Genomic DNA, 24,064 nt, shown 5'->3' on the forward strand with positions numbered 1-24,064 from the left:
TACCTTCGACGCTTCAAATCGCGGGAGACTGCCCATGCCTATCCCGTTTCGGTGTCCGTACTGCGGACATGAAACGCTCGTCGAAGACCAGTACGCCGGCCGCTCGGGACCGTGCGTGCAATGCGGGCAGACGATCACCGTGCCCTATCCGCAGCAAACCTCGCCCCCGATGGCCGGGTCTTCTCCACAGCAGGCTGGGATGGGGGGAGCGGTCGGGACGGGGCCGATGTTCGGTCCGAGTTCCGGCCCGACTGCTCCTGCACGACGCAGCAAGTCATCCGTTTCGCCCACGGCGATCGCGATCATTATCGGGTCGTCCGTTTTGCTGATCGTGGCGCTTGCGCTGTTGATCGGCGGTTTGTCGGGCGGCGGGACGCCGCAAGAGAATCGAGAAACCGCGCGACCCGACGTCGCCGTACCCACACCGGTGGGAAAAGCCGTGCCGTCGGGTTCGAGTGAGCCGGCTGCGACCGGCAGTGTGCCCGGCGCACACAATAGAAAAGGCGGGGGCGGGTTTACTTTTGCGCCGAGGTCGATTTTCGATCGCCGAGCGATTCAAGCGAGCGGCCCCGAAATGCAGGCGCAATGTTGCAACAATCTGAAACGTATCGGATTGGCCCTGCATGCCTTCTACGATCGGTACCATTTCTTTCCCCCGAGCCGCTACGAAGACCCGAATCAGCCCAGCTGGCGGACGGCGATTTTGCCCTACCTCGACGAGCAGTCCATTGCCCGGCGCTACGAGCGCGAGGGCTTGACTGTGCCCTGGGACGATCCCCGGCACGCCCAAACAGTGGCCTTGGAGATCGACGTTTTTCGCTGTCCGGCCGCGACCGAATTGCCTGCCAACGGCACGTCCTACGTGCGTGTCGTCGGACCGGGGACGATGGGAGAGATAGGTAAAAAGATTACATTCGGCGATATTCGCGACGGGACATCGAATACGATCTTCGTGGTCGAGTGGCCGTACTCGCGGATTCCTTGGGCAAAACCGGAAGACATCACGGTCGACGAATTCGTCAGTTTGTTCGGTGGTTCGGAGTCCGATGAAGGAATCAACGTCTTGCTGGTCGACGGCTCATTTCTTTTCTTGCCGTTCAGCACGCCACGAGAAAAGGTACAAGCGGCCTTGACCATTGCGGGAGGGGAACCTTCTCCGTTGGCTGGATTGTGACGGTGATACGTTTCCAACCTGACGGAGCGCGAACACGTTACTCCAAATCGTTTACAGGAGAGAAACGTCATGCCATTTCCGTTTCGCTGTCCTCACTGCGGTAATGAGACGCTTGTCGACGAGTCGTACGCCGGACAATCCGGGCCGTGTGCCAAGTGCGGAAAAGTCATCACCGTACCGTTTCCGAGCGGCGCGGGGACCGCGGCACCGGCGAAATCGTCGGGGACGGCGGTGTGGGTGATCGTTCTGGTCGCCGTTTTGGGGGGGCTCGTCGTGTGCGGCGGAATCTTGGCGGCCCTGTTGCTGCCGGCTGTGTCATCCGCACAGGAGGCGGCCCGACGTGCCCAATGCACGAATAATTTGAAGCAGATCGGCTTGGCATTTCATAACTATCATGATGTGTATGGGCACTTTCCGGTTAGTGCCTATGATGACCCGAACACGCGGAGTTGGCGAACGGCGCTTTTGCCGTTTCTTGAACAAAACGTGCTGTACGAGCAGTACGAGGCGGTCGGTTGGGATGTCCCCTGGGACGATCCGGCGCACGCGGGTGTCGTGAATACGTCTCTCGACGTCTATCGGTGTCCTTCGAACATCTCGCCGTTGCCGAACGGGACCTCGTACGTGATGGTCGTCGGTCCGGGGACTGTGGGTGAGGTCGGGAAAGAGATCTCCTTTGCCGATATTACCGACGGCACCTCGAATACGATTCTCGTCGTCGAATGGCCTAAACAGATTCCCTGGGCCAAGCCGCAGGATATCAGTGTCGAGGAGTTCTTGAGCTTGTTTGGACAGGGAAGTGCTACGGCGAACCATCCCGGCGGAGTTAATGTGTTGTTGTGTGACGGCTCCGTGCGATTCGTGCCGTTTACCATGTCTCGAGAGACTGTCCGAGCGTTGCTTACGCGCGATGGCGGAGAGCCCGTGAGTCCGGATATGTTTTGAACTTTTCGGGGCTCCACCGGCCTACTGGGCAGGCGGGGGCGCTTGCGGTATCCTAGGTCTTCTGAAACGAAAGCCATCCGGCACGCCGCCGAGCGACGGCCGGATGGCTTGGTTCTTGGGGACGACGGCGGTTTCGCCGACGGTGCCGTGAGGCCGGAACGGGACCGGCCGAGTTGAACGACTGTGAGGTGATCATGCCCTGGTTTTCGAAAAAGGCCGATCGAATCGATTGGAACGAACTGGAAGCGTTGATGTGGCAAACCGCCGACGAAGCACGACGGCGGATTTGTGCCAAGCCCAAGCGAGTTTTGTTGTTGCCGCCGGATATCACGCGAATGCACTCCGGGGCCGGTCGTTTGACCGAAATCCTGTACAACATTTTCTCGGACGAGGCCGACGTCCACGTCATTCCGACCTTGGGCCAGCACGAACCGCACACGCCCGAACAAAACCGGCAGATGTTCGGTTCGATCCCGAACGAGCGAATTCACGCGCACCATTGGATCGACACGGTCGTGAAAGTCGGGGAAATCTCGGCCGATTTTGTCAAGGAGAAGACCAACGGGGCGGCGGATTGGCCGATACCCGTCGTCTTGAACAGCATGTTGATGCAGGAGAAGTGGGACCTGATCATCAACATCGGCCACGTCGTGCCGCATGAAGTGTTGGGCTTCGCCAATCACAACAAGAACTACTTCATCGGTTTGGCGGGCAAAGACATGATCTGCGCCGCACACATGGCGGCGGCCTGCTGCGGGATCGAGAACAACTTGGGGACGTTGACGACGCCCGTCCGCGCCTGCTTCAACAAGGCCGAAGAGGAGTATCTCGGCGACTTGCCCGACCTGTATGTGCAGGTGGTGATGGCCCGCGACGAAGAAGACAACCTCGTGCACACGGGCGTTTACGTGGGCGACGACTTGGATACCTATCTCGAGGCGGCGAAACAGTCGCGCGAGCAAAACATCAAGGTGTTCGACGAGCCGCTCAAAAAGGTCGTCTGCGTGATGCAGGGCGACGAATTCTTCAGCACGTGGGTGGCCAACAAGGCCATCTACCGCACCCGCATGGTCATGGCCGACGGCGGCGAGCTGCTCATCATCGCACCGGGGCTGAAACGTTTCGGCGAGCAAGAAGCCGTCGACAAGCTGATTCGCAAATACGGTTACGTGGGCACGCCGCGGGTGATGGAACTGTATCGGCAGAATGCCGACATGCAAGATTTGGCGCATGCAACGGCGCACTTGATCCACGGTTCGTCGGAAGGCCGGTTCACCATCACCTACGCTCCGGGACACCTGACCCGCGAGGAGATCGAAGGCGTCAATTTCCAGTACGCCGATCTGGAGGAGACCCTGAAACGTTATCCGCCGGATCAACTGCGAGAAGGCTTCAACACGATGCCCGACGGGGAAGAAATCTACTTCATTCCCACCCCTTCGGCCGGTTTGTGGTCGACCCGCGAGAAGTTGTACAACCGTCCCACCGGTTTCGAATGCTGAACGGGCTTCGCCGCAGCCGGTGCCTGTCGCAAAAAACATCGCCGTCGAACTCGACGTTCGGCGGCGATTCGCGTAAGGGACCGGCACGCCAGACGCTTACAGCGACTCGACAGCCGCGGGTAGGCCGCTGGGCGTGTGCTTTCGTAGAAGTTCCAACAAACGCGCGGAGTCGGGGCGAAGGTCTTCGCTCTCTTCGGGCGGCACGTTCGAATGCGACCATTCCTCCAGCCGCGATTCGATCGGGTCGATCTCCAAGCCGAAGTCCAGCAGCACCAATGCCGCCGTGGGGCGGTAGGTCACGTCTTTGAACTCTTTCAAAACGATTTCGACTTGCGGCGGTTTGCCGGTGATTTTCCACAGTGCCCACACGGGAGCCGAATGCGGATAGATGTCGCCGTCTTCGATCGCCTTTTCGAGGCGAACAGCGGCATCGGCGGCGTCCTTTCCGAGATATCCTAACGACCAGCAGGCCTGTTCCCGCACCGGTTGCATCGGGTCGTCGAGGGCGGCAATGAGCGGCGGAACGACCTTTCCGGAGTCTTTCGTGCCCACGCGTCCCAATGCGATGGCGGCGTTGCGTCGCACCGAAACGGCGCCGTTTTCGAGCCGGTCGATCAAGTCGGGGATCGTGTCGGCGGCTTCGGGGCCGATTTTGGCGAGCACGCGACAGGCCCAGTATTGGGCGTGAAAGTTTTCGGCGTACAGGGCCTGTCGGACCGACTCTTTTGCCGGCAAAGCGTTCTTGCCCAACCGCACGAGAACGGCCAATGCCGCGACTTGCGACTTCAGGCCGCCGCGGGCGACGGTTTTTCCGAGTGCCTTTGCCGCGTCGGAGTCGTTCGGGGCCGCTTCGTACAGCAACGTACACAGCCGCATCGCGCGTTCGTCGTCGAAGGTGCCGGTCGCGTCGTCGCTGATGCGCGACAGTTCGGTAACCGCCTTGTCGACGCCGGGACCGCCGGACCACCCAAGCAGCATGGCCGCAGGCACCCAAAGCGGTATTTCGGCGACTTCGACCGTTTCACCGAGACACGCATAGAGCGCCTCTTGCGTTGCAGCTTCGTAGGGACGAGGCATCGTACGCAGGGCCTCCATGGCCGCGTATCGGACGGCCGGATCGGAATCGTCCAGCAGGTCCGCCACGGCCGCCTCGGCGGGTTTGCCGTAGGAAGCCAATTTTCCGGCGATCGCTACCCGTTCCTCGGGCGTCTTCGCGGCGTCGAGTCGGCTCACGAGCGTTTCCAGCGAAACCGGCGCCGATGAATCGGGACGCGATTCCTCGGCACGTGCGATTCCGTGAAAAACGACGGAAAGGAGGACGGCGACGAAACAGGCCGAGACAATCGGCCACGGTTCCGCGAAGTTTCGCGGATGAGAGCATCCGAACGCTGGGAACATGGGAAAACCTTTTCGCAAGAAACGACACGGCTGCCGGCAAGCCACGTCTTACCGGCGCGTTTTTCTATTCTATCGCTTCGTGCCGCTGCGGTGAGCGAAAAAAGAGGACGAATCTATTCCTCCGGACCGTCCTTGGACGTGCCGTTTCTCGCCAGTTCCAGCGTTTCACGAATGATCGTGGCGCGGATGATCATACCTAGATTGAGCGGGTGATGCACGGTCCGCTCTTCGTAGACCGATGTGATCTTTTCGTCGAAGCGAACATAGCCCATCGTCAAGCCCAACAGCAGGGGATGCTCGCTCGACGCATCGGAAGCGACGAACACCGGGCCGCCGCTGTCGCCTTCGAACGTGTGAAAATCGACCTGGATTATCGGGTGTTCCGAGGCGGGAAAGATGGGGTAGCCCGCGACAATCCCGCTGCGAACGATCGGAAATCCGGCGCCGTTCGATTCGACCCGCGAGGGATAGCCGATCACGTAGACGCGACAAGCGACATCGACTCCCGCGGCTTGCAAGGTGTCGTCGTCGGCCAAAACGTCGACCGGCAGCGCGGCGACGGGGAAGTCCGGCAGCGACTCCAACTTCAACACGGCCGTGTCGAATTTCGGATGCTTGGTCCAAAGCGGCTCGCCGTCGCGGCGAATGGTGATCGGATGATCGCGTCGCTCGTACGTGTAAGGGCCGACTTTTTCTCGCAACACGAGGACGGCCGATTCGCCCTCGGTCTTTTTCAAGACGTGCGCCGCGGTGACCAGCCACACAGTTTCAGGCGACGATCCCGAATCGTCGGCGGCACCGTCCGCATGCTCGCGCAAGAGGAAGCATGTGGCGGTCGACTTGGGATGAAACAGCTTGTACGTTGCCTCGACCGTCGTCGGTCCCAAAGTCGCGGCATGCGCGGGAAGGGGGGCGCTGAACGTTCCCACAACGACAGTCGAGAAACAACAGAACGCTATTGCAACGCGGTTTGTCATCATGCGGCTCATTGTCGACCAGGATGTGTTACTGAACGAGGTGCACTGCGTAACGCCGGTGCGCAACGGGGCGAAAGGATGGCGCATCGCACCGTCTTGCGCCGGGCACGAATCCCCCGGATCACCCTTCGATCCACGAATCGATGCGCTCGATCGACCAGGGATCGCGTTGCGGGCGGCTGAGCATCCGATTCGCTTCGTCGTCGTCGACGAAGGTCTCCGTTTCGGGGTTCCATCGGAGCTTGCGGCCCAACTGCATGGCGATGTTTCCGATGTGCGGGATGGTAATCGTGCGGTGACCGATTTCGGCGGGCGCGTAGCACGGCTTTCGTGACTTGACGCAGTCGAAGAAGTTCCGATGCTCGCCGCCCTTGCCGGTATCGGTACGGGCAACGACTTCGCCGGGCACGTACAGGCCCAATTGCCGGGGATCGGCCTCGACGTCGAGCATTTCGCGGTCGGAAGCCTTTAGCGAACCACGCCATTTGTGCGATTCGATCCAACCGTCGGTGCCTTCGAAGCGAATGCCCGGTTGCGGTGTGCGGCCGACGACGGGAATCTCGTACGACTTGTTCGGATCCAAGTCGCCGCGACCGGCCGAAACCGTGAGCGTGACGCCGTCTGCGTAGCGATATTGCACGCGGAACGTCGGGGCGGCGTTGTAGACCGCGTCGCGCGGCGGGAAGTCGCCTTGGCCTTCGACTTCGACGGGGCCGCTGTGCTCGGAATTGTGGCCCCACTGGGCGAGATCGCACATGTGGGCGCCCCAGTCGGTGATCACGCCGCCGGAGAAAGCCAAGTTCCAGCGGAAGTTGTAATGCACGTAGGCGGGAATGTAGGGCATCTTCGGGGCCTGGCCGAGCCACATGTCGAAGTCCAATTCGGGAGGCGGATCGGTCGGCTCGGTAGGAGAACCGCCGCGTGAGATTCCGACCGCCCTGGCCGTCGAATTGCCCATCGGAAGCCGAACTTCGATGTGTTTCAGTTTGCCGATTACGCCCGATCGGACCAACGAAATCAGCCGAATGTACGTTTCGATCGAGCGATTTTCGGAGGCCGTTTGGAAGACGCGATTCGTTTCACGAATCACACGGCAAAGGATTTTGCCCTCATCGATGAACAACGTCAGCGGTTTCTCGCAGCACACGTCTTTGCCGCATTTGGCGGCCATGATCGCCGGGATGACGTGCCAGTGGTCCGGCGTTACGTTGACGATGGCATCAATATCTTTGCGATTGATCAACTTGCGGAAATCACCGTAAGGGGTGCACGGTTCGGCCGATTCGCCGAGTGTTTGCCGATAGTGATCGTCGACCTTCTTCTTGGCCGCAGCCAGGCGATTCTTGTCGACATCGCAAACCGCCACGACTTGCGCGTCGCCATGACGGAAGATTTGCGACAGGTTCCAGCCCGCCCCATGGCCGCCGCAGCCGATCAACCCGACACGAATTCGCTCGCTCGGCGCACTGCCTTGGGTCAGTCCCAACGCGGAACCGGGGATGACCGACGGAACGCCGGCGGCAAGACCGAACGCCAGGTTGCCCAGAAAGCGACGTCGCGAAACAGAAAACCGGAAAGAACGGCCGTGGAAAGACGCGGGGCGCAGAGATGCCATCATTCAACCTCGTGTGTGGGCTCAGGTGGGAAGCACAACCATTATCCGCATGTTCCCAAAGCTAATTGAGCGGCGGTGGTCGTGCAACTACACGCCGAAGAACGCCGAGCGCGTGCGTTCGTTTGAAACGCCGAGTGAATGAGGTCGAGACGTCGGCGGACGCCGTCAGAGGTTTTCAACCGTTTGCAGAATGTAGCCTTCCAGGCCCGTCAACGCCAGGATCAGCCGCCCTTGCGGATCGACGAAATATGTCGTCGGTACCACTCCGAAGCCGAGTTGATCGTAACAGGTGAATCGGGCATCACCCAAATCGAGCGTTGTGTCGAATGTTTCCCGATATTGCAAGCGATGATGCGGCTTGTATTCGTCGAAATGGTCGATCAACGCGAATTCAGTGACGGGGGTATCGGCACCGGGCAGCCGCGTGACCAGATCGAACAGGCTCCAATTCAACGCGAACGGCCCCTCGACGGGCAGGGTGGCGGTGCCGTGGTCGTCTTGGATTCGAATTTCGTTTTTTTCGACGGTTGCCCGCTTGCGAAGGGTGGTGTCGTCGATCGGCTTGTTTTCACCGTCGATGACGGCACGATGGAACGACCACGATCGCGGAACGACGAATTCGCCCGGACGATGCGGCGGCAGAACGATTCGCCCTTCGAGATGCATCTTGCCGCCGACGTGCGTCTTTTCGAAAACCACCTCGAGCACCGCAGCGCCGCTTGCCTGAACGCGTCGCGTGATGGTGACGCTGCCGGTTTGCTGTACACCGGAGGCCAGTGCCACTTGGCTCCAGGTTTTCTTCCACGAACCGGCGGGGGCGAAATCGCCGGTAAAGATCGGCAACCGCTTGGCGGCTCCGGCGATGGTGGACAACGGGAATTCGCTCGTGCTTCGGCGGACGATGGTTTCCTGAGACATGGTCGTTCTCGCGATCGGCAATGCAACAGCCCTGTTCGAGGGGGAATCTGATCTCAACTGCGCACCCGGCGCGGTTTCGGCGGTGCTTTCTTCGGCGGTTTGGCCGGTTTCTCGGTGGAAACCGTGGGTTCGACGGGACGCAGCGTGGCCGTGTATTCGTCGAGCATCCGGCGGTGGTCGGCCAGCACGTCGGCATACCGGGGATCTCGGTACAGATTCTTCGTTTCCCAGGGATCTTCGCGCATGTCGAAAAGCTGCTCGACCGGATCGTCCGAGAAACGAACGTACTTCCAACGATCGGATCGAATAACGCGGCCGGTCTGCATGACCTCGAAGTAAACGAAGTCGCGCCACGAGGTGTTTCCACCTTCCGCCAGCGGACGCAGGCTGCGTCCTTGAACGTGCGCCGGAGGTGCAACGCCCGCGTAGTCGCACAAGGTTGGAACGATATCCACGCCGCTGACAAGGTGTTCTGTATCGCGATGGTTTGCCGCGATGTGGTCTTTCCAGGAAACGATCAACGGTACCTTGACGGCCTCTTCGTAAGGATACCACTTCGCAACGTGGGAGTGTCGTCCGCGTCCGTCGCCGTGGTCCGAGGTGAACACGACGACCGTATTCTTGTCGAGATCGGTTGATTCCAGCGCGTCGAGCAGGCGGCCGACATCGGCGTCGAGCATTTCGATCATCCGGCTGTATACGTACAAATAGTATCGCCACATGATGTCACTGTACTCGACGAAGCGGGAGGCGAGCTTGGCCGGCGCCTCGGGACGCACCCGCAAGTTCGGCGGAAGCGGCGGAAGTTCCGCTTCCTCCAATTCGGGGAAGGGAAGCGTCTCGGGCATGCGCTCTCCGGCGTGATTTCCCCAAAAGCAGATGTCGTGCGGTTGCAGGAACGAGGCGACCAACAAAAACGGCGTTTTGCTATTCGCCCGATTTTTGAGGAACGCCTCGCAGGTGTGCGAGATGCAGCAATCGTCGTGATCGGCCAGGCCGCCGCGTGCAGGAAGGACGCGAAAACCGTCTTGTGGTTTCGGCACCGGACCGGGCAGATGCCACTTTCCACAATAGGCGCTTTCGTATCCGTGCGACGATAAACAATGACCGATCGTCGGGCAGCTCGAATGGATCGGACGACCGTTGCTGATCACGCCCGTCTCGACGGGCATGCGGCCGGTCATCAACGAGCTGCGGGCGGGCGAGCAGACCGGGTTCGTACTGTGCGACTCGATGAAGGTCGTGCCGCCGGCGGCGAGCCGGTCCAAGTGCGGTGTCTCGACGTAGTCGCAGCCGTGGGCCGCGATCGCGTCGAGCCCCAATTGGTCACAAATGATGAAAAGAAAATTGGGCGACGACCCGACGACCGCAGGGGCGGCGAGACCTTGTTTCGCCGATTGCGTCATCAACGCTCCGGCCGAGGCGGCTCCGGCCGCTTGAAGAAACCGACGTCGGGGATACGTCGTTCGCGTCACCCCGTAACGAGAGTCCGCACGGCGCATGATTCGACCTTTCACGGGACGAGTCGAAGAAGCGTAAACTTGCTGGAAGACGGTGGTGTCGACGGCGCGACCGAACGCGAATCGATCGTTGGCCGGCAGATTTCACCAAGCACTATATTGCTGCGCTTTGCCATCGCGCACAAGCAAACGGCAGAATATGCGGCGTGGGGCGATACTGCCCCGGATTGGGGGGCGAGAACGGGGCGCCCCTCCGCCACCATGACTGCTTCACAGCAAGAGGTTCGGCAAAAGCGCGTCGGGGCGAGGCGTTGCACCCCCCGGTCGATTCGACCCGTCGGCGATTCGAAGGATTCGATCGACGAATCGGCGCACGACGAGCAGGCCGCCGGACCGGTGCCTTTGCGCGACGGTGGCCGATCCGGCTGCGACGTGCGTTGTACCAACAAAGGAGAGCGTAACTTGCCGCTCGGTACGTCGAACTTCTACCATTATGCTAATCGCGACCGGCTCAGGTGGGCCGTTGGAAAAAGTCGTTGGAATTGTGCAAACACGGGGAACGACATAGAAAGGAGCCTTGCCGATGTTGGCCAGTTGGGTGAAGAGCAGACGTGCGTTTTCGACGGCGGCAGCATGGGGCGTCGCTATGGTGTTGGTCGTCGGATTGGTGGGCTGTAACAACACGACCGATACGGCGGGGACGAGCGGCGGCGATCAGCCGGAAACGGTCATCTTGCGACCGTCGGAGCAAGGGACGCCTGCCGAGGCGACCGGTGAGGACGCGGATGCGTCGACTTCTGCCGTTGCGCAACCGGCCTCGCAAGCGGCGTCGGGCACGCTCGAGCTGCCCGGCGGGCTGACGATGAAGGCCCCCGAAGGGTGGGAAAGCGTCCGTCCCGCGATTTCGATGATTCAGTACGAGTTTCGGATTCCCGCGGTCGAGGGCGAGCCCCGGGACGGTCGCGCGACCTTCATGGCGGCCGGGGGCTCCGTCGATGCGAACATTCAACGCTGGATCGGTCAGTTCGCTCAACCCGACGGCAGTGATACCGCCGAGAAGACCAAGGTATCCGAAGAAACGATCGCCGATACGAAGGTCCACATCGTCGAGTTGTCGGGGACGTACAACGAAAGCATGGGGCCGATGGCTCCGCCTACCCCGCGGGAAAACTATCGGATGCTCGCGGCGATCGTGGAAACCGGCGAAGGGCTGTACTTCATCAAGTTTTACGGGCCCGACAAGACCGTCGCCGCCAATCGCGACGCCTTCCTGGCGATGTTGCACAGTCTCGAAAAACCATGATCCTTCGCGTCGTCACGACGTCGTTTCGGGCTTACTCTTGTCGGGGGGAATCGGCGCCCCGTCGAATTGTCCACCCGGGACGGCTAAAATGATCGTTTTGGGGCGGCGGTGAGTAGGCTGGTCAAGAACTGCCGGGGCGACGGGGCGTGGTCGGCGCTTCGTCGGTCGTCGTCCGTCCACCGGTTGCGACAACGGCCGTCGCGAGTCCGGTGCCGATTCTCGGCCGTATGAATAACCGTAGCGCATGAAGCTCCCTCCAGAAGGTGTCGTCTGGCTCGTGCGGGTGCGCTGGTTGGTCTGCGCGGCCGTCTTTTTCGTGGTATGGCTGGCCTCGTCGGTCTTGGGGGTCGTGACCTACCCGCTACCGCTCTACGTGTTGGCGAGCGTGCTCGTGCTGTACAACCTCGTCTTGTGGTGGTTGGTTCGCCAAGAAGGCCTGATTTCGAGCATGCGGCCGGAACAGCTCGTGTTTTGGCAGGTGGCGATTGATCTCACATTGCTGTTGCTGCTGTTGTACTTTTCCGATTTTTCGCGAAATCCCTTCTTGGTGTATTTTGTGTTTCATATGATCATCGGTGGGATGTACATTCGCGGGAACACGCCGTATGTGCTTACCACGCTGGCGACTGTTTTGATTGCAGCGGTCATGGCAGGTGAGTACTACGGAGTGATACCGCGGTTCCCGCTCCATTTTGGGATGCATGATCAGGCCGAGCTGGCAGGTTTGCAGCTTTTGGGCCAGTTTTTTGCGCTGGCAAGCACACTGTGGGCGGCGACGTATTTCACCGTGTCGATACGACGATATGTCGACCGCGCCCATGCCGAGCTGCGACAGAAAGAAAAGATGGTCGGGATCGGCCAGTTGGTCGCCGGTATCGCCCATCAGATTGCGAATCCTCTGGACGGTGCGCAGAATTGCGTCCGGCTGATCGGTGAACGGGTACGCGACGACCCCCATTTGATGAACTATGTTCATTTGATGACCGACGCCTTGCATCGCATCGAGCAGACGGCCAAGCGAGTCCAGGCGTTTTCGCAGCCGAAGGGAATCTCGCTTGAAAAAACCGATGTCAACGCTGCGATCGAGACGACATTGGCCATACTCGGCACGAAGGTCGGGCCGAACATCACCGTCAAGAAAGAGTTGGGCGATGTGCCGCCTGTATGGGGAGATCCATACACGCTGCAAGAGGTGATTTTCAACCTGTGCACGAACGCTTTGGCGGCCATGCCCGAGGGCGGCACTCTGACCTTGCGTTCGCGTCGGCTGGGGAAACACGACGATGATCAGATGGATTCCGTCGCGATCGAGGTGATCGATACGGGCGTCGGCATTCCCAGCGTAAACTTGGAAAAGATATTCGAGCCGTTCTTCACCACTCGGGCCGATTCGGGCGGCACGGGGTTGGGATTAGGGCTGTGCCGAATGTTGATCACCGAGATGGGCGGACGCATCGAAGTGCGTAGTACGCTCGGCCAGGGAACGAATTTTACAGTCGTCCTGAATCCGTACCAGGAACCGAAACAGCGCCAACGATGAAAATCCTCGTTGTCGACGACGAAAAGATCAAGCGCATTACGCTTGCCGACGACCTGCAATCGCAGGGATACGACGTCGTGACCGCCGAAGACGGCGAGCAGGCAATGGAGAAGCTTCGGGCCGAGCGTTTCGACGTCGTCATCACCGACGTCAAGATGCCCAAAGTCGACGGCATGGAGCTTCTCAAATTCATCAAGCAAGGCGACGCATCCGAGACGGCTGTGGTCATGATGACGGCCTACGGCAGCATTCAGTTGGCCGTCGAGTCGATGAAACTGGGGGCTTTCGACTTTGTGACCAAGCCGTTCCGCAACGATGAAATCTTTCCCCTGCTTGCGCGCATCGAACGGGAAAAAGACAAGCCTGCCGAACAAGCCGCTCCGGCTGCCCACGGAGAAGTGAAGAGCATCGACGACGCCGTCATTGGAACGTCGCGGGCCATGATGCGAGTCAAGCGGATGATCGAGATTTGCACCCGTACCGATGCAAATGTCCTGTTGTGGGGCGAAACAGGCGTCGGGAAAGACTTGATCGCCTCGGTCATTCACAAGCACTCGCATCGCAAAGATTTTCCGTTCGTGAAGGTCGGGTGTACCCTGTTTCCGTCGCACTTGATCGAGAGCGAGTTGTACGGACACGAAAAAGGATCGTTCACCGGTGCCGATCAGCAGCGGCCGGGGCGGTTCGAGTTGGCCGAGGGTGGATCGTTGTACTTGGACGATGTCGACGATATTCCGCTCGAACACCAGGCGAAGCTGTTGCGGGCGATCGAAGAAAAGGTCTTCGAGCGCGTCGGCGGTACGACGCCCATCAAGGCCGACGTACGAATCATCACTTCGACCAAATGCAATCTGCTGGACAAGGTCTCGGAAGGGACGTTCCGGCAAGACTTGTACTATCGACTCGACGTGTTGCGGGTCACGATTCCGCCGTTGCGCGAGCGGAAGGAAGACATCCCCCTGTTGGTCGAGCATCTGATGAAGCGAATCGCCGGCGAGCGGGAATACCGTATCGAACCGAAGGCGATCGAGGTGCTGCAACGGCACAATTGGCCCGGTAACGTCCGCGAACTCTATCACACCTTGGAACGCGCGTACCTGGTCGGCGGCGGTGAGATCACGGCCGCTTTGTTGTCGTCGGAAGTCATTCGCGAGGCGGCGGCCGAAGCCGACGACACGATCGAGGGAGATTACCAGGCCGTGATGGAAAAGACGGAACGGCGGTTACTCGAACGCGCGCTCCGCGAAGCGGGCGGCAACAAGACCGCCGCGGCCCAGGCGCTCGGCATGAAGCCCTCGACTTTCCGCGACAAACTGGCCAAGCACGGTTTGGGTTGATCGGCCCGAGAACACACGCGAGCCGATCGTGCAAGGGCGGCCGTTTTCGTCGTGGCGGTGCGAATCAGTCGTCGCCGGGCATCCACAACTTTCCGCCGCCTTGCGGCTTGGCCGAATCGGGCGTCCACAGGCCTCCGGCTTCTTGCGATGCGGAATTTGGGGGTTGCGGCGAAAGAGGATCGGCGCCGGGAGCGGTTTGCGGCGGTGCAACCGGCCGACCTTGCGCATCGATCAACCCCAATTGATACAGGATTTGCATCCATTGGGCCATCACGTTGCGCTCGCTGCGGTGGACGGTGCCGATGTGCTGAAGTTTCTCGGGGATTCCCTCCGTCTTGTCGTGTGACAGCGAATGAACGACATCGACGATGTCGAGCATCCCGTCGGAAACGCCCTTTTCGGCGGCGTACGCCATCCCTTCTTCCAATCGTGAGCGAACGACCGAGGAAAAGTCGCTCAACGGAGCAGCACCGGCGTACACTTGCACCAACTGATCGGGCGAAAGCGGAAGACGATCACGCCGTGCCGTGAATTCGGGAAACATGTGTCTTACCGCAACGACGTCGCGGGTCGAGATCGCTTGCGAAAACACGGCGAGGAAATTTTCGTCGGGAATCGTCTTCGGATCGACATGGTCCAGCCAAAGCGGATCGATTCGTCCTTCCTGCGCAACGTCGATCGTCATGGGCGTGGGGCAGCCCAGTTCTTCGCGGAGCGCCTCGACGACTTCCGCCGGGATTACCGAAGCAGACGAATAAGCCGCCAGTTGCCACAGGGCTTCCCGGCGGATTGCCAGCGAGTCGTCTTTCAACGCGTCGCGCAGCGTCTTGCCGCCGAGCACCGCTTGCGGTCGATCGAGCCAGATTTCACGCAAGTAAGTGAGAACGACGTCGGCAGGATCGAGGTCGCCGAATTCTGCGACCTGCTGCATGACCGCCATGCGATAAGCGAAGGTTACACGCAGGACTTCGGCCGCCGAACGCGACAACAGCGAGTCGAACTCGGTGGCGGTCGGTTCGGTTGCGTTGCCGAGCCATTCACCGACCAGAGCCGTGACGGCGTCTTTTTCGGACACGGCCACCGGTTGCGCGATCAGCCGCGCGTCGCGATCGGTTTCTTTGCCGAACAGTTGTACTGTGAAAAAGGGCGTGTTTGCGGTTTCTTCCAGCGAGGCCTTCGACAAATCCCGAAGCGGCAAGCCGAACTCGTATTGGACCAAAGGCGGCGGTGAATCGGGATCGCGCTCCTCGTAGGGGATCTCCAACCGGCGCAGACGACGATCCGACGCAAGGCGTTCCATGACGCCGTCGACATCAGTCACCGGAAATTCGAGGGTGCCGCTTGTCTCGGCGTCGCCGAAGGGAACCTCGAGACCCTCGCGTGCCGCTGCCAATTCGGCCGCCAATGCGTCTTCGTGACCGTTGATCGCTACGTCGCCGGGGGATTCCAGTAATTCGACCGCTTCGTCGTATCGGCCCATGAGGATCAGCAGACGGACGTGCAACCGGTACGCGACGTAGTCGGAGGGGTTGGCCCGCCGGTATTCCTCGAGCAAAGCCAGTGCCCGGTGCCAACACGTCATCAGGATGAACGCCCTCGCCAATTTCAATGGTTCGGGGAGCTCTTCCGTCGTGAGAACATCGGCGGGCAGGCTGTGGCAACGGCGCTGTATCACCGGGATGGCAGAATTCAAAAGCAGCTCTGAATACCGTTGCCGCCACTCCTGCTCTCCGGTCAGACGAACCAGATTGGCGATCAGCGTCAACCCGGCAGGGGCGTGTCCTTCCTGGAGCAAGATTTCGGCAACCACCGCCGCTGCCTGCACTTGGCGGCCGTACGTCTGAAATTTGCCGCTCACCACCGCCTCGAAAGAGTCGGGAAGCTCATTGCCCAGTGATTTCTCCAACCATTCGATCGCCGCAAAGCCCGAATCGGTGATGGCGGTCATGATCGCCTTCTCGGCCAGAGCGATCGGATTGTCGGGAAACCGGCGGAGGAATTCGTCGGCCGCCTCTTTCGCCTGTTCACCTTGGCCGGTTGCGCGCAACAACAAGGTCTGGTAAGCCCACAAGCACGCCCGATCGGGATTCTTGGCCAATTCCTGGTCGATCAGCGTCAACCCGGCGGCGAACTGGCCGCCTTCGATGGCTTGGTTCAACTTGTTGAGCTGGGGCAGCAGGTCTTTGCAGCAAAACTTGATCTTCTTTCCGGTTCCCCCGGGACAAAGCGAGTAGGCGTCCAAAGGCATGACGACTTTCCTGATTGTTTTTCTGCTGAATACGGGGCGATGGGAATTGCCGCTCGTGCGACGTACAACCGGGTTTCCGTTTCACGAGGGGGTTCGCCGGGTGCGCACGACGATCGGTGGAATCACGTATCGTACCAAACCGAGCGGCCTGTGGCGAGCATGCTCGCTCCGAGAGGGCCGCCGACGGGCAGCCCGGTATTTAAAACGGGAGGTGTGGGGTGACTGGGGTGTTGTTCGTGGGAAACTTTGCCGGTTTTGCGAAATATTCCTGTTGTAGCGGCGATTCTGGGCCGATTACCCATGTCGTGAGGAACCATCGTATGCGGGCATCGTCCGCCCGTCGGATCCCGCGTCGGCTCTGCACGGAGGTTTGCCGAGGTGCACCGGAAGAATTACCGCAATTGGATGCTGATCCTGGTCGCGACCGGGGTCGTGATGTGGGGCTCGCGATTCGCTACAGCCGCCGGTTTTCCTTTTTTCGATGCGAACATTTTGCCGGCTTCGTTCGAGGCCCCACCCGATCCCGCGGCGAATGACGTGCCGGACCAATGGGTCGAAGGGGAGTGGGATCAGATCGAAAAGGGGGCCGAACCCGTTCGCGAACCGGTGTCGCCGTTTTGCGAGATTTGCGGTGACAGTCTCCAATCACCTCCCCTGTGGACGTGGTACAACGGTTCCCGTATTTGGAGTCATTCGCGGCCCCGCCGCGCCACCTTGTCGTTCGACTATAACAACGACGACGTGCTGACGACGAAGATGTTCAATTTGGACGTGGCGGCCGGGTACGAAACCCGCGTGCGGCGGTATCTGGGAACCGACATCGGCAATCACAACCAGTACGTCGAGTTCGTGTACTGGGGGCTGAACGAATGGTCGGCGATGGAGACCGCCCAGGGAACCACCGTCAGCTACGATCTGAACGGAAACACCTTTACCGGCGGTTCTTTGTTTACCGAGTATCGTACCGATTTCGACTATGCGACGTGGCAACAGATGCGTTATCGGTCGAACATCCACAACTTCGAACTGAACCTCGTGATCGAGCCTCGCGGCGGGAAAGACCGCATGGCCATGTTGCCCAACGGCCGGTGGCAGCGTCGTTGCCGGGAAGGCGCTTACCTGACCTGGTTGTTCGGGTTCCGAGGAATGTCGCTGGACGAGGGGTACATTTTCACCAGTAGCGGCTTTCTGACGGACGTCAACGGGACGACGCCGTTGTGGGGTCAGGCTGCGATCCGCACACACAACGACATGTTCGGGCTTCAGGCCGGAGCGATCCTGACCGTGCGAAAACACCGCCTGCGCTGGGGCGCTTCCGTCAAGGCTGCACCGATGATCAACTGGTCCGACCAGTTCACCGACATTTACGAGCTCAACAACACCGGCTACCAGGGGTACGCGTCGAACGACGGCGCGGCGTTCATGGGCGAGGTCGGCATCTTCGCCGATTATCGGTTGACCGACTTCATCACGGTGCATGCCGGTTTCGACATGGGATGGTTGGTCGGCATGGCCTTGGCTCCCGAACAGGTCGACTACCGGCTGCCCGACACCCCCACAGTCAACGACAACGGGTACGTGTTTTTCCAAGGGCTGACCCTGGGCTTCGATACCCGCTGGTGACCGGCTGAGGAAAACCAAGCGAACATCATCGCGCAACGGCCGCCGAAAAGGCGGCCGTTTATCGATTGGGGCCGGTTTGATCCGTCCCGTCGGTCGAAAATCGTTTTGACCTCGGCTGCGAGTGTTGCCTTGCGGCAACGGTGCGGTGTTTCCTGTGGCCTTTTGCGAGCATGGCCGCAAGCGGAAAACAGCATTTCGTGCAGTGTGTTTCACACGACGGCACGATTCGGAGAACGCAACATTGGGCGTCGGCGAGGCCGAATGTTAAATGGGTTTTGCAATGCGCTAATCGTGTTGGGCGACATGTTAATTCGGTGAAACTGCAATTGGGGGGATTGCAATTCAAGGAGGCAAAATAGGTAATATACGATGTCGCAAGTTGTCGTCGCATAGGAACTTGGGAAGGCTGGCGAGCGCTTGCCGGAAATCCGGGGTGGTATGGCATGGCATTTGCTCAATACCCCCCGGTAATCGGTCTTTTCCTACGGCGAATGTCTCGTCCGTGGCTTCGCCTACATCCTTTCCCTTGTTTCTATTGGAGGGTTCCTCAGTGAGTCACCTGTTGCGTCGCGTCTGGAAGGAGGACGAAGGCGTCCTCACGTTCGAATGGATCCTGTTGATCACCGTGCTGGTGATCGGGATCGTCGGCGGCTTGAGCGCCGTGCGGGATGCGGTCATTACCGAGTTGGGCGACGTCGTCGAAGCGGTCATCTCGCTCGACCAGTCGTACACGATCGCGCATCCGTGGGATGTCCAGGTGCCCGACTGCGAGGTCGACGGTGCCAGCGACTCGGCCTACAACGACGCCGCCGGTATGGATCAAGGCCGCTTGGTGCCCGGCGACATCGGCCAAGACCAAGGCCCGATCGGCGATTGCGATCCGGACATCGAAAATCCGTTCCTGTAATGGAACGCGGCAGGCAAGGTCCGATTCGGACGGTGTAACGGCCTGCCGAGAACAACTCGCCCTGATCAGGGGCGCGTCGACAAACCAATCCCTCCTTGCCACCGCCTGTGGCTAGGAAACGAGGGTCCGTCGATGGGGTGAATGCCTCGTCGGCGGACTTCGTTTTGCGCACCGGACGAGACGGTTCCTCGATCACCGAGACGGCGGCGGAATCGTGTTTCGGTGTGCGCGTTTCGTTTCCTTAACGTCTTTGTGCGGGTCGTAACGACGTCACGTTGCGGCGTTCAACGGGCGAAACAACATCGGACCAGCGCTCGTGGATTCGTGTTGTTCTTCGGCAACATGTTGCCTCCGCACAACGGCTGGCCGCCGCTTTGCCAATCAATCGGGGATCCGTAACTCCTTGTAGTTTAGCAAGTTGCGACCAATTCTTGCCCGCCCGGGCGGAATGGCACGGTTTGTGCTCTCTATTTTGCCGAGCTTGTCTATCTTCTCGTCCTGTGCTCGGCGGTCGGCGGAGGCGCATTCTTCGGCTTCCGGCATCGCGAGCGATCGAGCGGACAAGTCTGCATCGTGGACCGGTCGCGGGATGGCCGGTCGTGGTTCCCTTTTCGTTGTCCTTCATAAAGGAGCGACGAAGTGAAGCGTGTGTTGTCTCGTGTTTGGCGGGAGGACGAAGGTGTCCTCACCTTCGAATGGATCCTCCTCATCACCGTGTTGGTGATCGGCATCGTCGGCGGTTTGAGTGCCGTGCGCGATGCGGTGATCACCGAGCTGGGTGACGTCGTTGAGGCCGTCGTGTCGCTCGACCAGTCGTACACCATCTCGCATCCGTGGGATGTCCAGGTGCCCGACTGCGTGGTCGACGGTGCCAGCGACTCGGCGTACAACGACGCCGCCGGTATGGATCAAGGTCGTTTGGTCGCCGGCGACATCGCCCAGGACCAAGGTCCGATCGGCGATTGCGGCGACGACGTCGAAGATCCCGGGCTTTGATGTTCCTCCCCGTCTTGGTTCGGAGACGTTCCGGACCGTCCAACGGAAGCAGCTCCGCGGCAGTCGCCATGCTGCTGCGGAGCCCGCCTTCCGACTTCGACGACACTCTCTTCGAGCGGAACCGATCGACGAGTCCATTTCACGGAAATCGAACGATGAAATCGCTTTGTAAACGCTGGCTGGTCAAAGCTGTCCGAGAGGACGCGGGCATGTTGAGCTTCGAATGGATCTTGCTGATCACGTTGCTGGTGATCGGTATCGTCGGCGGCATTTCGGCCGTCCGCGACGCCGTGATCAGCGAGATGGGCGACGTGGCTGAGGCCGTCATTCACATCGATCAGTCGTACGAGGTGAAAGCCGATGCGACCGGTTGGGGAAACGCCTTCGGCTTCGACGATCAAACCCCGAACGTGAAACAGAATCGACCCACCTCCGGGAAACCGGACCAAGGGCCGGTGGGCCATCCGTGATGTCGAACTTCGGCAACGGTAGAGGACGCTGACTGTGGGCTTTCGGCAACAAGTGAGACGAGCCTTGAACTACCTGAAACGCATTTGGACCGAAGACGGCGGGGCCTTGTCGTTTGAATGGATCGTACTGATCACGCTGCTGGTGATCGGTGTGATCGGTGGATACACGGCCGTTCGCGACGCCTTGGTCGACGAAATGGGCGACGTGGCCGGAGCCGTCATCTCAATCGACCAGAGTTTTCACACCGAACCGCCGGAAGGCCTACCCGAAGCCGGGTGCTACGGCAGTTGGCAAGACGACGATCCGGCACCTCAAGTGCAGCGAGGACGTCCCTGAACCGCGTTTTCCATCCGACGGCATCGCGTTTGCAACAGGAAACACAGGTAATGGTTCCCATGATCGTCCTTGGTATCGCCGTGATTCTGATGACTGCCGCTGCGGCCGTGACCGACTGGCGGATGCACCGCATCCCCAATTACATCACGGTGCCTGCGGCCGTTACCGGCGTGTTGTATCACGGCTTTTTTCCCACCGGCGAGGGCTGGTTGTTCGCCCTGGGCGGATTCGGCGTCGGTTTCGCCCTGTTGCTGTTGCCGTGGATTTTCGGCGGCGGCGGAATGGGCGACGTCAAGTTGCTGGCGGCCCTGGGAAGCTGGTTGGGACCGTTCTATGTACTGATCGCCTTTGCCGTGAGCGCGTTCGTCGGCAGCTTCTTGGCCTTGATGACGGTGCTGGCGGGCGGATTGACCGCGGTGAAACGAGAAACATCGGCGGCGGAAGTCGACGCATCGGCCAAGCCCCGCAAGGCCTTGCCGTTTGCGATTCCCTTGGCCTTGGGATCGTGGCTGGTCTTGGCGTGGTTGGCGCTCCGCGGGGGCTTTTGAACTTGTCGCTGCCCCACGGCACGGCAATTGCACGAAACACCTGGAAGGATCGCCCGTTCGGAACGGAATCGACACGAGAAACAGGATACCCACGAAATTCGATGTCGCGAGGGTTTCGGCGAGCTTCGGCCGTTTGAGAAGCGAGGCCGACCCGCCTTCCGAAAGCGAGGAGACGTTCTTCCATGAAACGTATCACGCCTGCAATGGTGACGTTTGTCGTGTTTGCCGTCCTGGTCGGATTGGCAGCCGCTTACGCCGTTCGTCATCTGAACCAGAAAGAAGTCGTCGCGGCGCCGCCGGAACCGCAACCCGAAACGGCGACCGTCGTCGTAGCCAAGATCAATCTGCCGAAGTACGCCCGCGTGCTCGACGATTACGTCGACGTCGTTCGCGTGCCCGTCGACAAGGTGCCCGAGGGGGCTTTGCAACTGAAGTCGCGGGCGCTGTTCCGCCTGGTGCGGGAAACGATTCTGGCCGGGCAGCCGATCCGCGACGCCGATTTGTACGCGGTCGGCGAAGTGCCGATGCTTTCCGAGCGGATTCCGCCCGGCTACCGGGCCGTCACGCTGGCGGTCGATGCCGGTTCGGCGCTCAACGGGATGATTCAGCCCGAAAGTCTCGTCGACGTGAACTTGACAGTGAAGAGCGATCGTCCCGAAATCGGCGGTTTGGCGACCATGACGTTGTTGCGTCGCGTGCGGGTCTTGGCGACCAGTGAAAATCGCTTTCCCGCCAGTGAAGACCGGCCGCGAAACCTGCGGAACGTGACGCTGGCCGTCACGCCGGAGCAAGCGAACAAGCTCATCCTCGCGCAAAAGTACGGTGACCTCAGCGTGACGCTGTGCAGCTCCCTGGAGAACCTGGCTGAAAGCGAAAACGAGGTGGTTCAGGCCGACTTGAGCGACGAGAAAGACCTGGTCAACACGTTTGACCTGTTGGGTATTTCGCCCATCGAGCCCGAGCCGCTTCCGCAGCCGAAGCAGGTCGTAACCCGCACGATCGAAGTGTGGCGAGGGAACTCGGTCGAGCAGGTGACCTTCGATTCGTCGAAGATCTTGGAGGCCGAGAATGCGACGCTCGTGTCGGAAGGGAAAGCCCCGACAGCCGTGATTCCGGTAATGAACGAGGAAGAGATTCCGACCTCGGATTGTCCGGCTTGCGAAAAGAAGAAGGCCAAAGAGGCGGCCGAGCAGCAACTGCGGTCGCAGCCGCAGCCTACGCCGGCCCCCGCAGCGTCGGCTTCGATTCCCGTCGAGGGGCGCGTTGTGAACGTTCGCATCGAGGCGGATACGGTCGCCGGCGAATGAGATCTTCGCTTCGACCTTGCGACATCGCTTCTCTCTTTCTCCTGTCACCAGATCAATAGACGGACGAGCACGATGAGTTTCCTTCGACGCAAACCTGACGCAGTTTCGACCCACGGCGGACATGCCGTCGCCGCTGAAGCTGCCGGCAGCGAACGCTACGAGACGGAATTCCAGCGGCTGAAGACCCGTATTCATCGCGAGGTCATCGAGTCGCTCGACCTGTCGCGGGTGGCAAAGCTCGACGAGGCACGATTGCGGAACCACATTCGCAACCTGGCCGAGAGCTTGTTCCGGGCGCGGCCGGAGATCTTGGCCAACATCGACGAAGATCGCTTGATCGACGAGTTGATGGCCGAATCGTTCGGCTTGGGACCGCTCGAACCGTACATGCAAGATCCCGACGTGACCGACATCTTGGTCAACGGCCCCGACGAGGTTTACGTCGAGCGACTGGGACGCCTCCAGGAAACGAACACCGTCTTCGCCGACGAAGACCACCTCATTCAAATCATTCAGCGGGTGGTGTCGCGGGTCGGTCGTCGGATCGACGAGCAGAACCCGATGGTCGACGCCCGGTTGCCCGACGGCTCCCGCGTGAACGCGATCATTCCGCCGTTGGCCCTGAACGGTCCCGTGTTGTCGATTCGCCGGTTCGGTCACGAACGGCTGAAAGTCGAGGACCTGCTGGCGTTCGGATCGATCGCTCCGGAGATGGTTCGTCTTCTCAAGGCGGCCGTCGAGGGACGCATCAACATTTTGATCAGCGGCGGAACCGGCTCCGGTAAGACCACGTTGCTGAACGTCCTTTCGGCGTTCGTGCCTGCCGAAGAACGTCTCGTGACGATCGAAGATTCGGCCGAGCTGCGATTGCAGCGCAAGCACGTGGTCAGCCTCGAAACGCGAATTGCGAACTCGGAAGGACGCGGAGAGATTCGACCGCGGGATTTGGTCCGCAACGCCTTGCGCATGCGACCCGACCGCATCATTCTCGGCGAGGTCCGCGGCGAAGAGGCCCTGGATATGCTTCAGGCGATGAACACCGGCCACGAGGGATCGTTGACGACGATTCACGCCAACGATACGCGTGACGCGCTTTCCCGCTTGGAAGTGATGGTCGGCATGACCGGTTTCGACCTGCCGGTTCCCGTCGTTCGCAAGTACATCGCCTCGGCGATCACGCTGGTCGTGCATTTGGCACGTCTGAAAGGCGGAGTGCGCCGCGTGATGCGAATCTCCGAGATCGTGGGCCTGGAGAACGGTGAATACCGCATGCAGGAGCTGTTCGGGTTCCGTCAGCGCGGTGTCGATGCCGAAGGCAAGGCCAAGGGTGAGTTCTACGTGACCGGAAACGTGCCCGAATTCAAGCGACGCTTAGACGAGCAGGGGATCGAGCTGGACGAATCCCTGTTTGCCGAGCGGATTCTTTCGGGGCCCCAGGCCGTGGCGCAGGAGGTATGAG

Annotated in this window: 21 protein-coding genes; 15 read left to right on the forward strand and 6 right to left on the reverse strand. The window is 60.4% G+C overall.

Annotated elements, in window-relative coordinates:
• The first annotated feature begins 34 nt into the window (after positions 1 to 34).
• The 3 genes from ACYQ2I_RS05215 to ACYQ2I_RS05225 all read left to right on the forward strand — a co-directional run bounded on the left by ACYQ2I_RS05215 (position 35) and on the right by ACYQ2I_RS05225 (position 3,621).
• Positions 35 to 1,174, forward strand: a complete 1,140-nt coding sequence (locus tag ACYQ2I_RS05215) for a DUF1559 family PulG-like putative transporter (RefSeq protein WP_460165940.1) — start codon at positions 35 to 37, stop codon at positions 1,172 to 1,174.
• A 69-nt stretch (positions 1,175 to 1,243) separates the two neighbouring features.
• Positions 1,244 to 2,119, forward strand: coding sequence for a DUF1559 domain-containing protein (locus ACYQ2I_RS05220; RefSeq protein ID WP_460165941.1), 876 nt, complete (start codon positions 1,244 to 1,246; stop codon positions 2,117 to 2,119).
• Positions 2,120 to 2,313: 194 nt separating this feature from the next.
• Positions 2,314 to 3,621, forward strand: a complete 1,308-nt coding sequence (locus tag ACYQ2I_RS05225; protein ID WP_460165942.1) for a nickel-dependent putative hexonate epimerase — start codon at positions 2,314 to 2,316, stop codon at positions 3,619 to 3,621.
• Between the two features lie 96 nt (positions 3,622 to 3,717).
• Here the strand turns inward: ACYQ2I_RS05225 and ACYQ2I_RS05230 are convergent, their stop codons facing one another.
• The 5 genes from ACYQ2I_RS05230 to ACYQ2I_RS05250 all read right to left on the reverse strand — a co-directional run bounded on the left by ACYQ2I_RS05230 (position 3,718) and on the right by ACYQ2I_RS05250 (position 10,031).
• Positions 3,718 to 5,019, reverse strand: a complete 1,302-nt coding sequence (locus ACYQ2I_RS05230; protein ID WP_460165943.1) for a HEAT repeat domain-containing protein — start codon at positions 5,017 to 5,019, stop codon at positions 3,718 to 3,720.
• A gap of 113 nt (positions 5,020 to 5,132) precedes the next feature.
• The gene (locus ACYQ2I_RS05235) at positions 5,133 to 5,948 is read right to left on the reverse strand and encodes a S1 family peptidase (protein ID WP_460165944.1); all 816 of its coding nucleotides are present in this window, start codon (positions 5,946 to 5,948) and stop codon (positions 5,133 to 5,135) included.
• Positions 5,949 to 6,117: 169 nt separating this feature from the next.
• Positions 6,118 to 7,614, reverse strand: a complete 1,497-nt coding sequence (locus tag ACYQ2I_RS05240; protein WP_460165945.1) for a Gfo/Idh/MocA family protein — start codon at positions 7,612 to 7,614, stop codon at positions 6,118 to 6,120.
• Between the two features lie 162 nt (positions 7,615 to 7,776).
• Positions 7,777 to 8,529, reverse strand: coding sequence for a thioredoxin domain-containing protein (locus ACYQ2I_RS05245; protein WP_460165946.1), 753 nt, complete (start codon positions 8,527 to 8,529; stop codon positions 7,777 to 7,779).
• Between the two features lie 53 nt (positions 8,530 to 8,582).
• Positions 8,583 to 10,031, reverse strand: coding sequence for a sulfatase family protein (locus ACYQ2I_RS05250; RefSeq protein ID WP_460165947.1), 1,449 nt, complete (start codon positions 10,029 to 10,031; stop codon positions 8,583 to 8,585).
• Positions 10,032 to 10,070: 39 nt separating this feature from the next.
• Here ACYQ2I_RS05250 and ACYQ2I_RS05255 point away from each other — a divergent pair, with 39 nt between their 5' ends.
• The 4 genes from ACYQ2I_RS05255 to ACYQ2I_RS05270 all read left to right on the forward strand — a co-directional run bounded on the left by ACYQ2I_RS05255 (position 10,071) and on the right by ACYQ2I_RS05270 (position 14,169).
• Positions 10,071 to 10,667 carry a hypothetical protein gene (locus ACYQ2I_RS05255; protein ID WP_460165948.1) on the forward strand — a complete coding sequence of 199 codons (597 nt, stop codon included), beginning with the start codon at positions 10,071 to 10,073 and terminating at the stop codon, positions 10,665 to 10,667.
• Positions 10,573 to 11,292, forward strand: coding sequence for a hypothetical protein (locus ACYQ2I_RS05260; RefSeq protein WP_460165949.1), 720 nt, complete (start codon positions 10,573 to 10,575; stop codon positions 11,290 to 11,292). Before ACYQ2I_RS05255 ends, ACYQ2I_RS05260 begins: the two co-directional genes overlap by 95 nt.
• Before the next feature lie 244 nt (positions 11,293 to 11,536).
• Complete coding sequence (locus ACYQ2I_RS05265) at positions 11,537 to 12,832, forward strand: sensor histidine kinase (protein ID WP_460165950.1); 1,296 nt, start codon at positions 11,537 to 11,539, stop codon at positions 12,830 to 12,832.
• The gene (locus ACYQ2I_RS05270) at positions 12,829 to 14,169 is read left to right on the forward strand and encodes a sigma-54-dependent transcriptional regulator (protein ID WP_460165951.1); all 1,341 of its coding nucleotides are present in this window, start codon (positions 12,829 to 12,831) and stop codon (positions 14,167 to 14,169) included. The genes ACYQ2I_RS05265 and ACYQ2I_RS05270 overlap by 4 nt, the downstream gene beginning before the upstream one ends.
• Positions 14,170 to 14,233: 64 nt before the next feature.
• On the opposite strand, the gene ACYQ2I_RS05275 is transcribed toward ACYQ2I_RS05270, so the two are convergent.
• Positions 14,234 to 16,417 carry a tetratricopeptide repeat protein gene (locus ACYQ2I_RS05275; protein ID WP_460165952.1) on the reverse strand — a complete coding sequence of 728 codons (2,184 nt, stop codon included), beginning with the start codon at positions 16,415 to 16,417 and terminating at the stop codon, positions 14,234 to 14,236.
• A gap of 378 nt (positions 16,418 to 16,795) precedes the next feature.
• Between ACYQ2I_RS05275 and ACYQ2I_RS05280 the strand changes: the two genes are divergently transcribed.
• From ACYQ2I_RS05280 to ACYQ2I_RS05315, 8 genes are all read left to right on the forward strand, one after another.
• Complete coding sequence (locus ACYQ2I_RS05280; RefSeq protein ID WP_460165953.1) at positions 16,796 to 18,040, forward strand: hypothetical protein; 1,245 nt, start codon at positions 16,796 to 16,798, stop codon at positions 18,038 to 18,040.
• Between the two features lie 550 nt (positions 18,041 to 18,590).
• Positions 18,591 to 18,947 (forward strand): hypothetical protein, encoded by a 357-nt coding sequence (locus tag ACYQ2I_RS05285; protein WP_460165954.1) that lies wholly within the window; start codon positions 18,591 to 18,593, stop codon positions 18,945 to 18,947.
• 639 nt (positions 18,948 to 19,586) lie between these two features.
• Positions 19,587 to 19,943 carry a hypothetical protein gene (locus ACYQ2I_RS05290; RefSeq protein WP_460165955.1) on the forward strand — a complete coding sequence of 119 codons (357 nt, stop codon included), beginning with the start codon at positions 19,587 to 19,589 and terminating at the stop codon, positions 19,941 to 19,943.
• 155 nt (positions 19,944 to 20,098) lie between these two features.
• Entirely contained in the window at positions 20,099 to 20,413 is a 315-nt protein-coding gene (locus ACYQ2I_RS05295; protein ID WP_460165956.1) for a hypothetical protein, read from the forward strand.
• Between the two features lie 64 nt (positions 20,414 to 20,477).
• On the forward strand, positions 20,478 to 20,750 hold the full coding sequence (locus tag ACYQ2I_RS05300; protein ID WP_460165957.1) for a hypothetical protein: 273 nt from the start codon (positions 20,478 to 20,480) through the stop codon (positions 20,748 to 20,750).
• Between the two features lie 50 nt (positions 20,751 to 20,800).
• Positions 20,801 to 21,298 (forward strand): A24 family peptidase, encoded by a 498-nt coding sequence (locus tag ACYQ2I_RS05305; RefSeq protein ID WP_460165958.1) that lies wholly within the window; start codon positions 20,801 to 20,803, stop codon positions 21,296 to 21,298.
• A gap of 182 nt (positions 21,299 to 21,480) precedes the next feature.
• Positions 21,481 to 22,605: a Flp pilus assembly protein CpaB gene (gene cpaB / locus ACYQ2I_RS05310; protein ID WP_460165959.1), complete on the forward strand. Its 1,125-nt coding sequence runs from the start codon at positions 21,481 to 21,483 to the stop codon at positions 22,603 to 22,605.
• Between the two features lie 72 nt (positions 22,606 to 22,677).
• On the forward strand, positions 22,678 to 24,063 hold the full coding sequence (locus tag ACYQ2I_RS05315; protein ID WP_460165960.1) for a TadA family conjugal transfer-associated ATPase: 1,386 nt from the start codon (positions 22,678 to 22,680) through the stop codon (positions 24,061 to 24,063).
• Position 24,064: the final 1 nt, after the last annotated feature.

This window comes from Thermostilla marina, from assembly GCF_054657455.1.

Coding starts and splice junctions, on each gene's coding strand:
- cpaB (WP_460165959.1), top strand. CDS start 21,481: ATGAAACGTATCACGCCTGCAATGGTGACGTTTGTCGTGTTTGCCGTC.
- ACYQ2I_RS05245 (WP_460165946.1), bottom strand. CDS start 8,529: ATGTCTCAGGAAACCATCGTCCGCCGAAGCACGAGCGAATTCCCGTTG.
- ACYQ2I_RS05240 (WP_460165945.1), bottom strand. CDS start 7,614: ATGATGGCATCTCTGCGCCCCGCGTCTTTCCACGGCCGTTCTTTCCGG.
- ACYQ2I_RS05225 (WP_460165942.1), top strand. CDS start 2,314: ATGCCCTGGTTTTCGAAAAAGGCCGATCGAATCGATTGGAACGAACTG.
- ACYQ2I_RS05305 (WP_460165958.1), top strand. CDS start 20,801: ATGGTTCCCATGATCGTCCTTGGTATCGCCGTGATTCTGATGACTGCC.
- ACYQ2I_RS05270 (WP_460165951.1), top strand. CDS start 12,829: ATGAAAATCCTCGTTGTCGACGACGAAAAGATCAAGCGCATTACGCTT.
- ACYQ2I_RS05230 (WP_460165943.1), bottom strand. CDS start 5,019: ATGTTCCCAGCGTTCGGATGCTCTCATCCGCGAAACTTCGCGGAACCG.
- ACYQ2I_RS05265 (WP_460165950.1), top strand. CDS start 11,537: ATGAAGCTCCCTCCAGAAGGTGTCGTCTGGCTCGTGCGGGTGCGCTGG.
- ACYQ2I_RS05220 (WP_460165941.1), top strand. CDS start 1,244: ATGCCATTTCCGTTTCGCTGTCCTCACTGCGGTAATGAGACGCTTGTC.
- ACYQ2I_RS05215 (WP_460165940.1), top strand. CDS start 35: ATGCCTATCCCGTTTCGGTGTCCGTACTGCGGACATGAAACGCTCGTC.
- ACYQ2I_RS05250 (WP_460165947.1), bottom strand. CDS start 10,031: ATGCGCCGTGCGGACTCTCGTTACGGGGTGACGCGAACGACGTATCCC.
- ACYQ2I_RS05295 (WP_460165956.1), top strand. CDS start 20,099: ATGAAATCGCTTTGTAAACGCTGGCTGGTCAAAGCTGTCCGAGAGGAC.
- ACYQ2I_RS05260 (WP_460165949.1), top strand. CDS start 10,573: ATGTTGGCCAGTTGGGTGAAGAGCAGACGTGCGTTTTCGACGGCGGCA.
- ACYQ2I_RS05275 (WP_460165952.1), bottom strand. CDS start 16,417: ATGCCTTTGGACGCCTACTCGCTTTGTCCCGGGGGAACCGGAAAGAAG.
- ACYQ2I_RS05315 (WP_460165960.1), top strand. CDS start 22,678: ATGAGTTTCCTTCGACGCAAACCTGACGCAGTTTCGACCCACGGCGGA.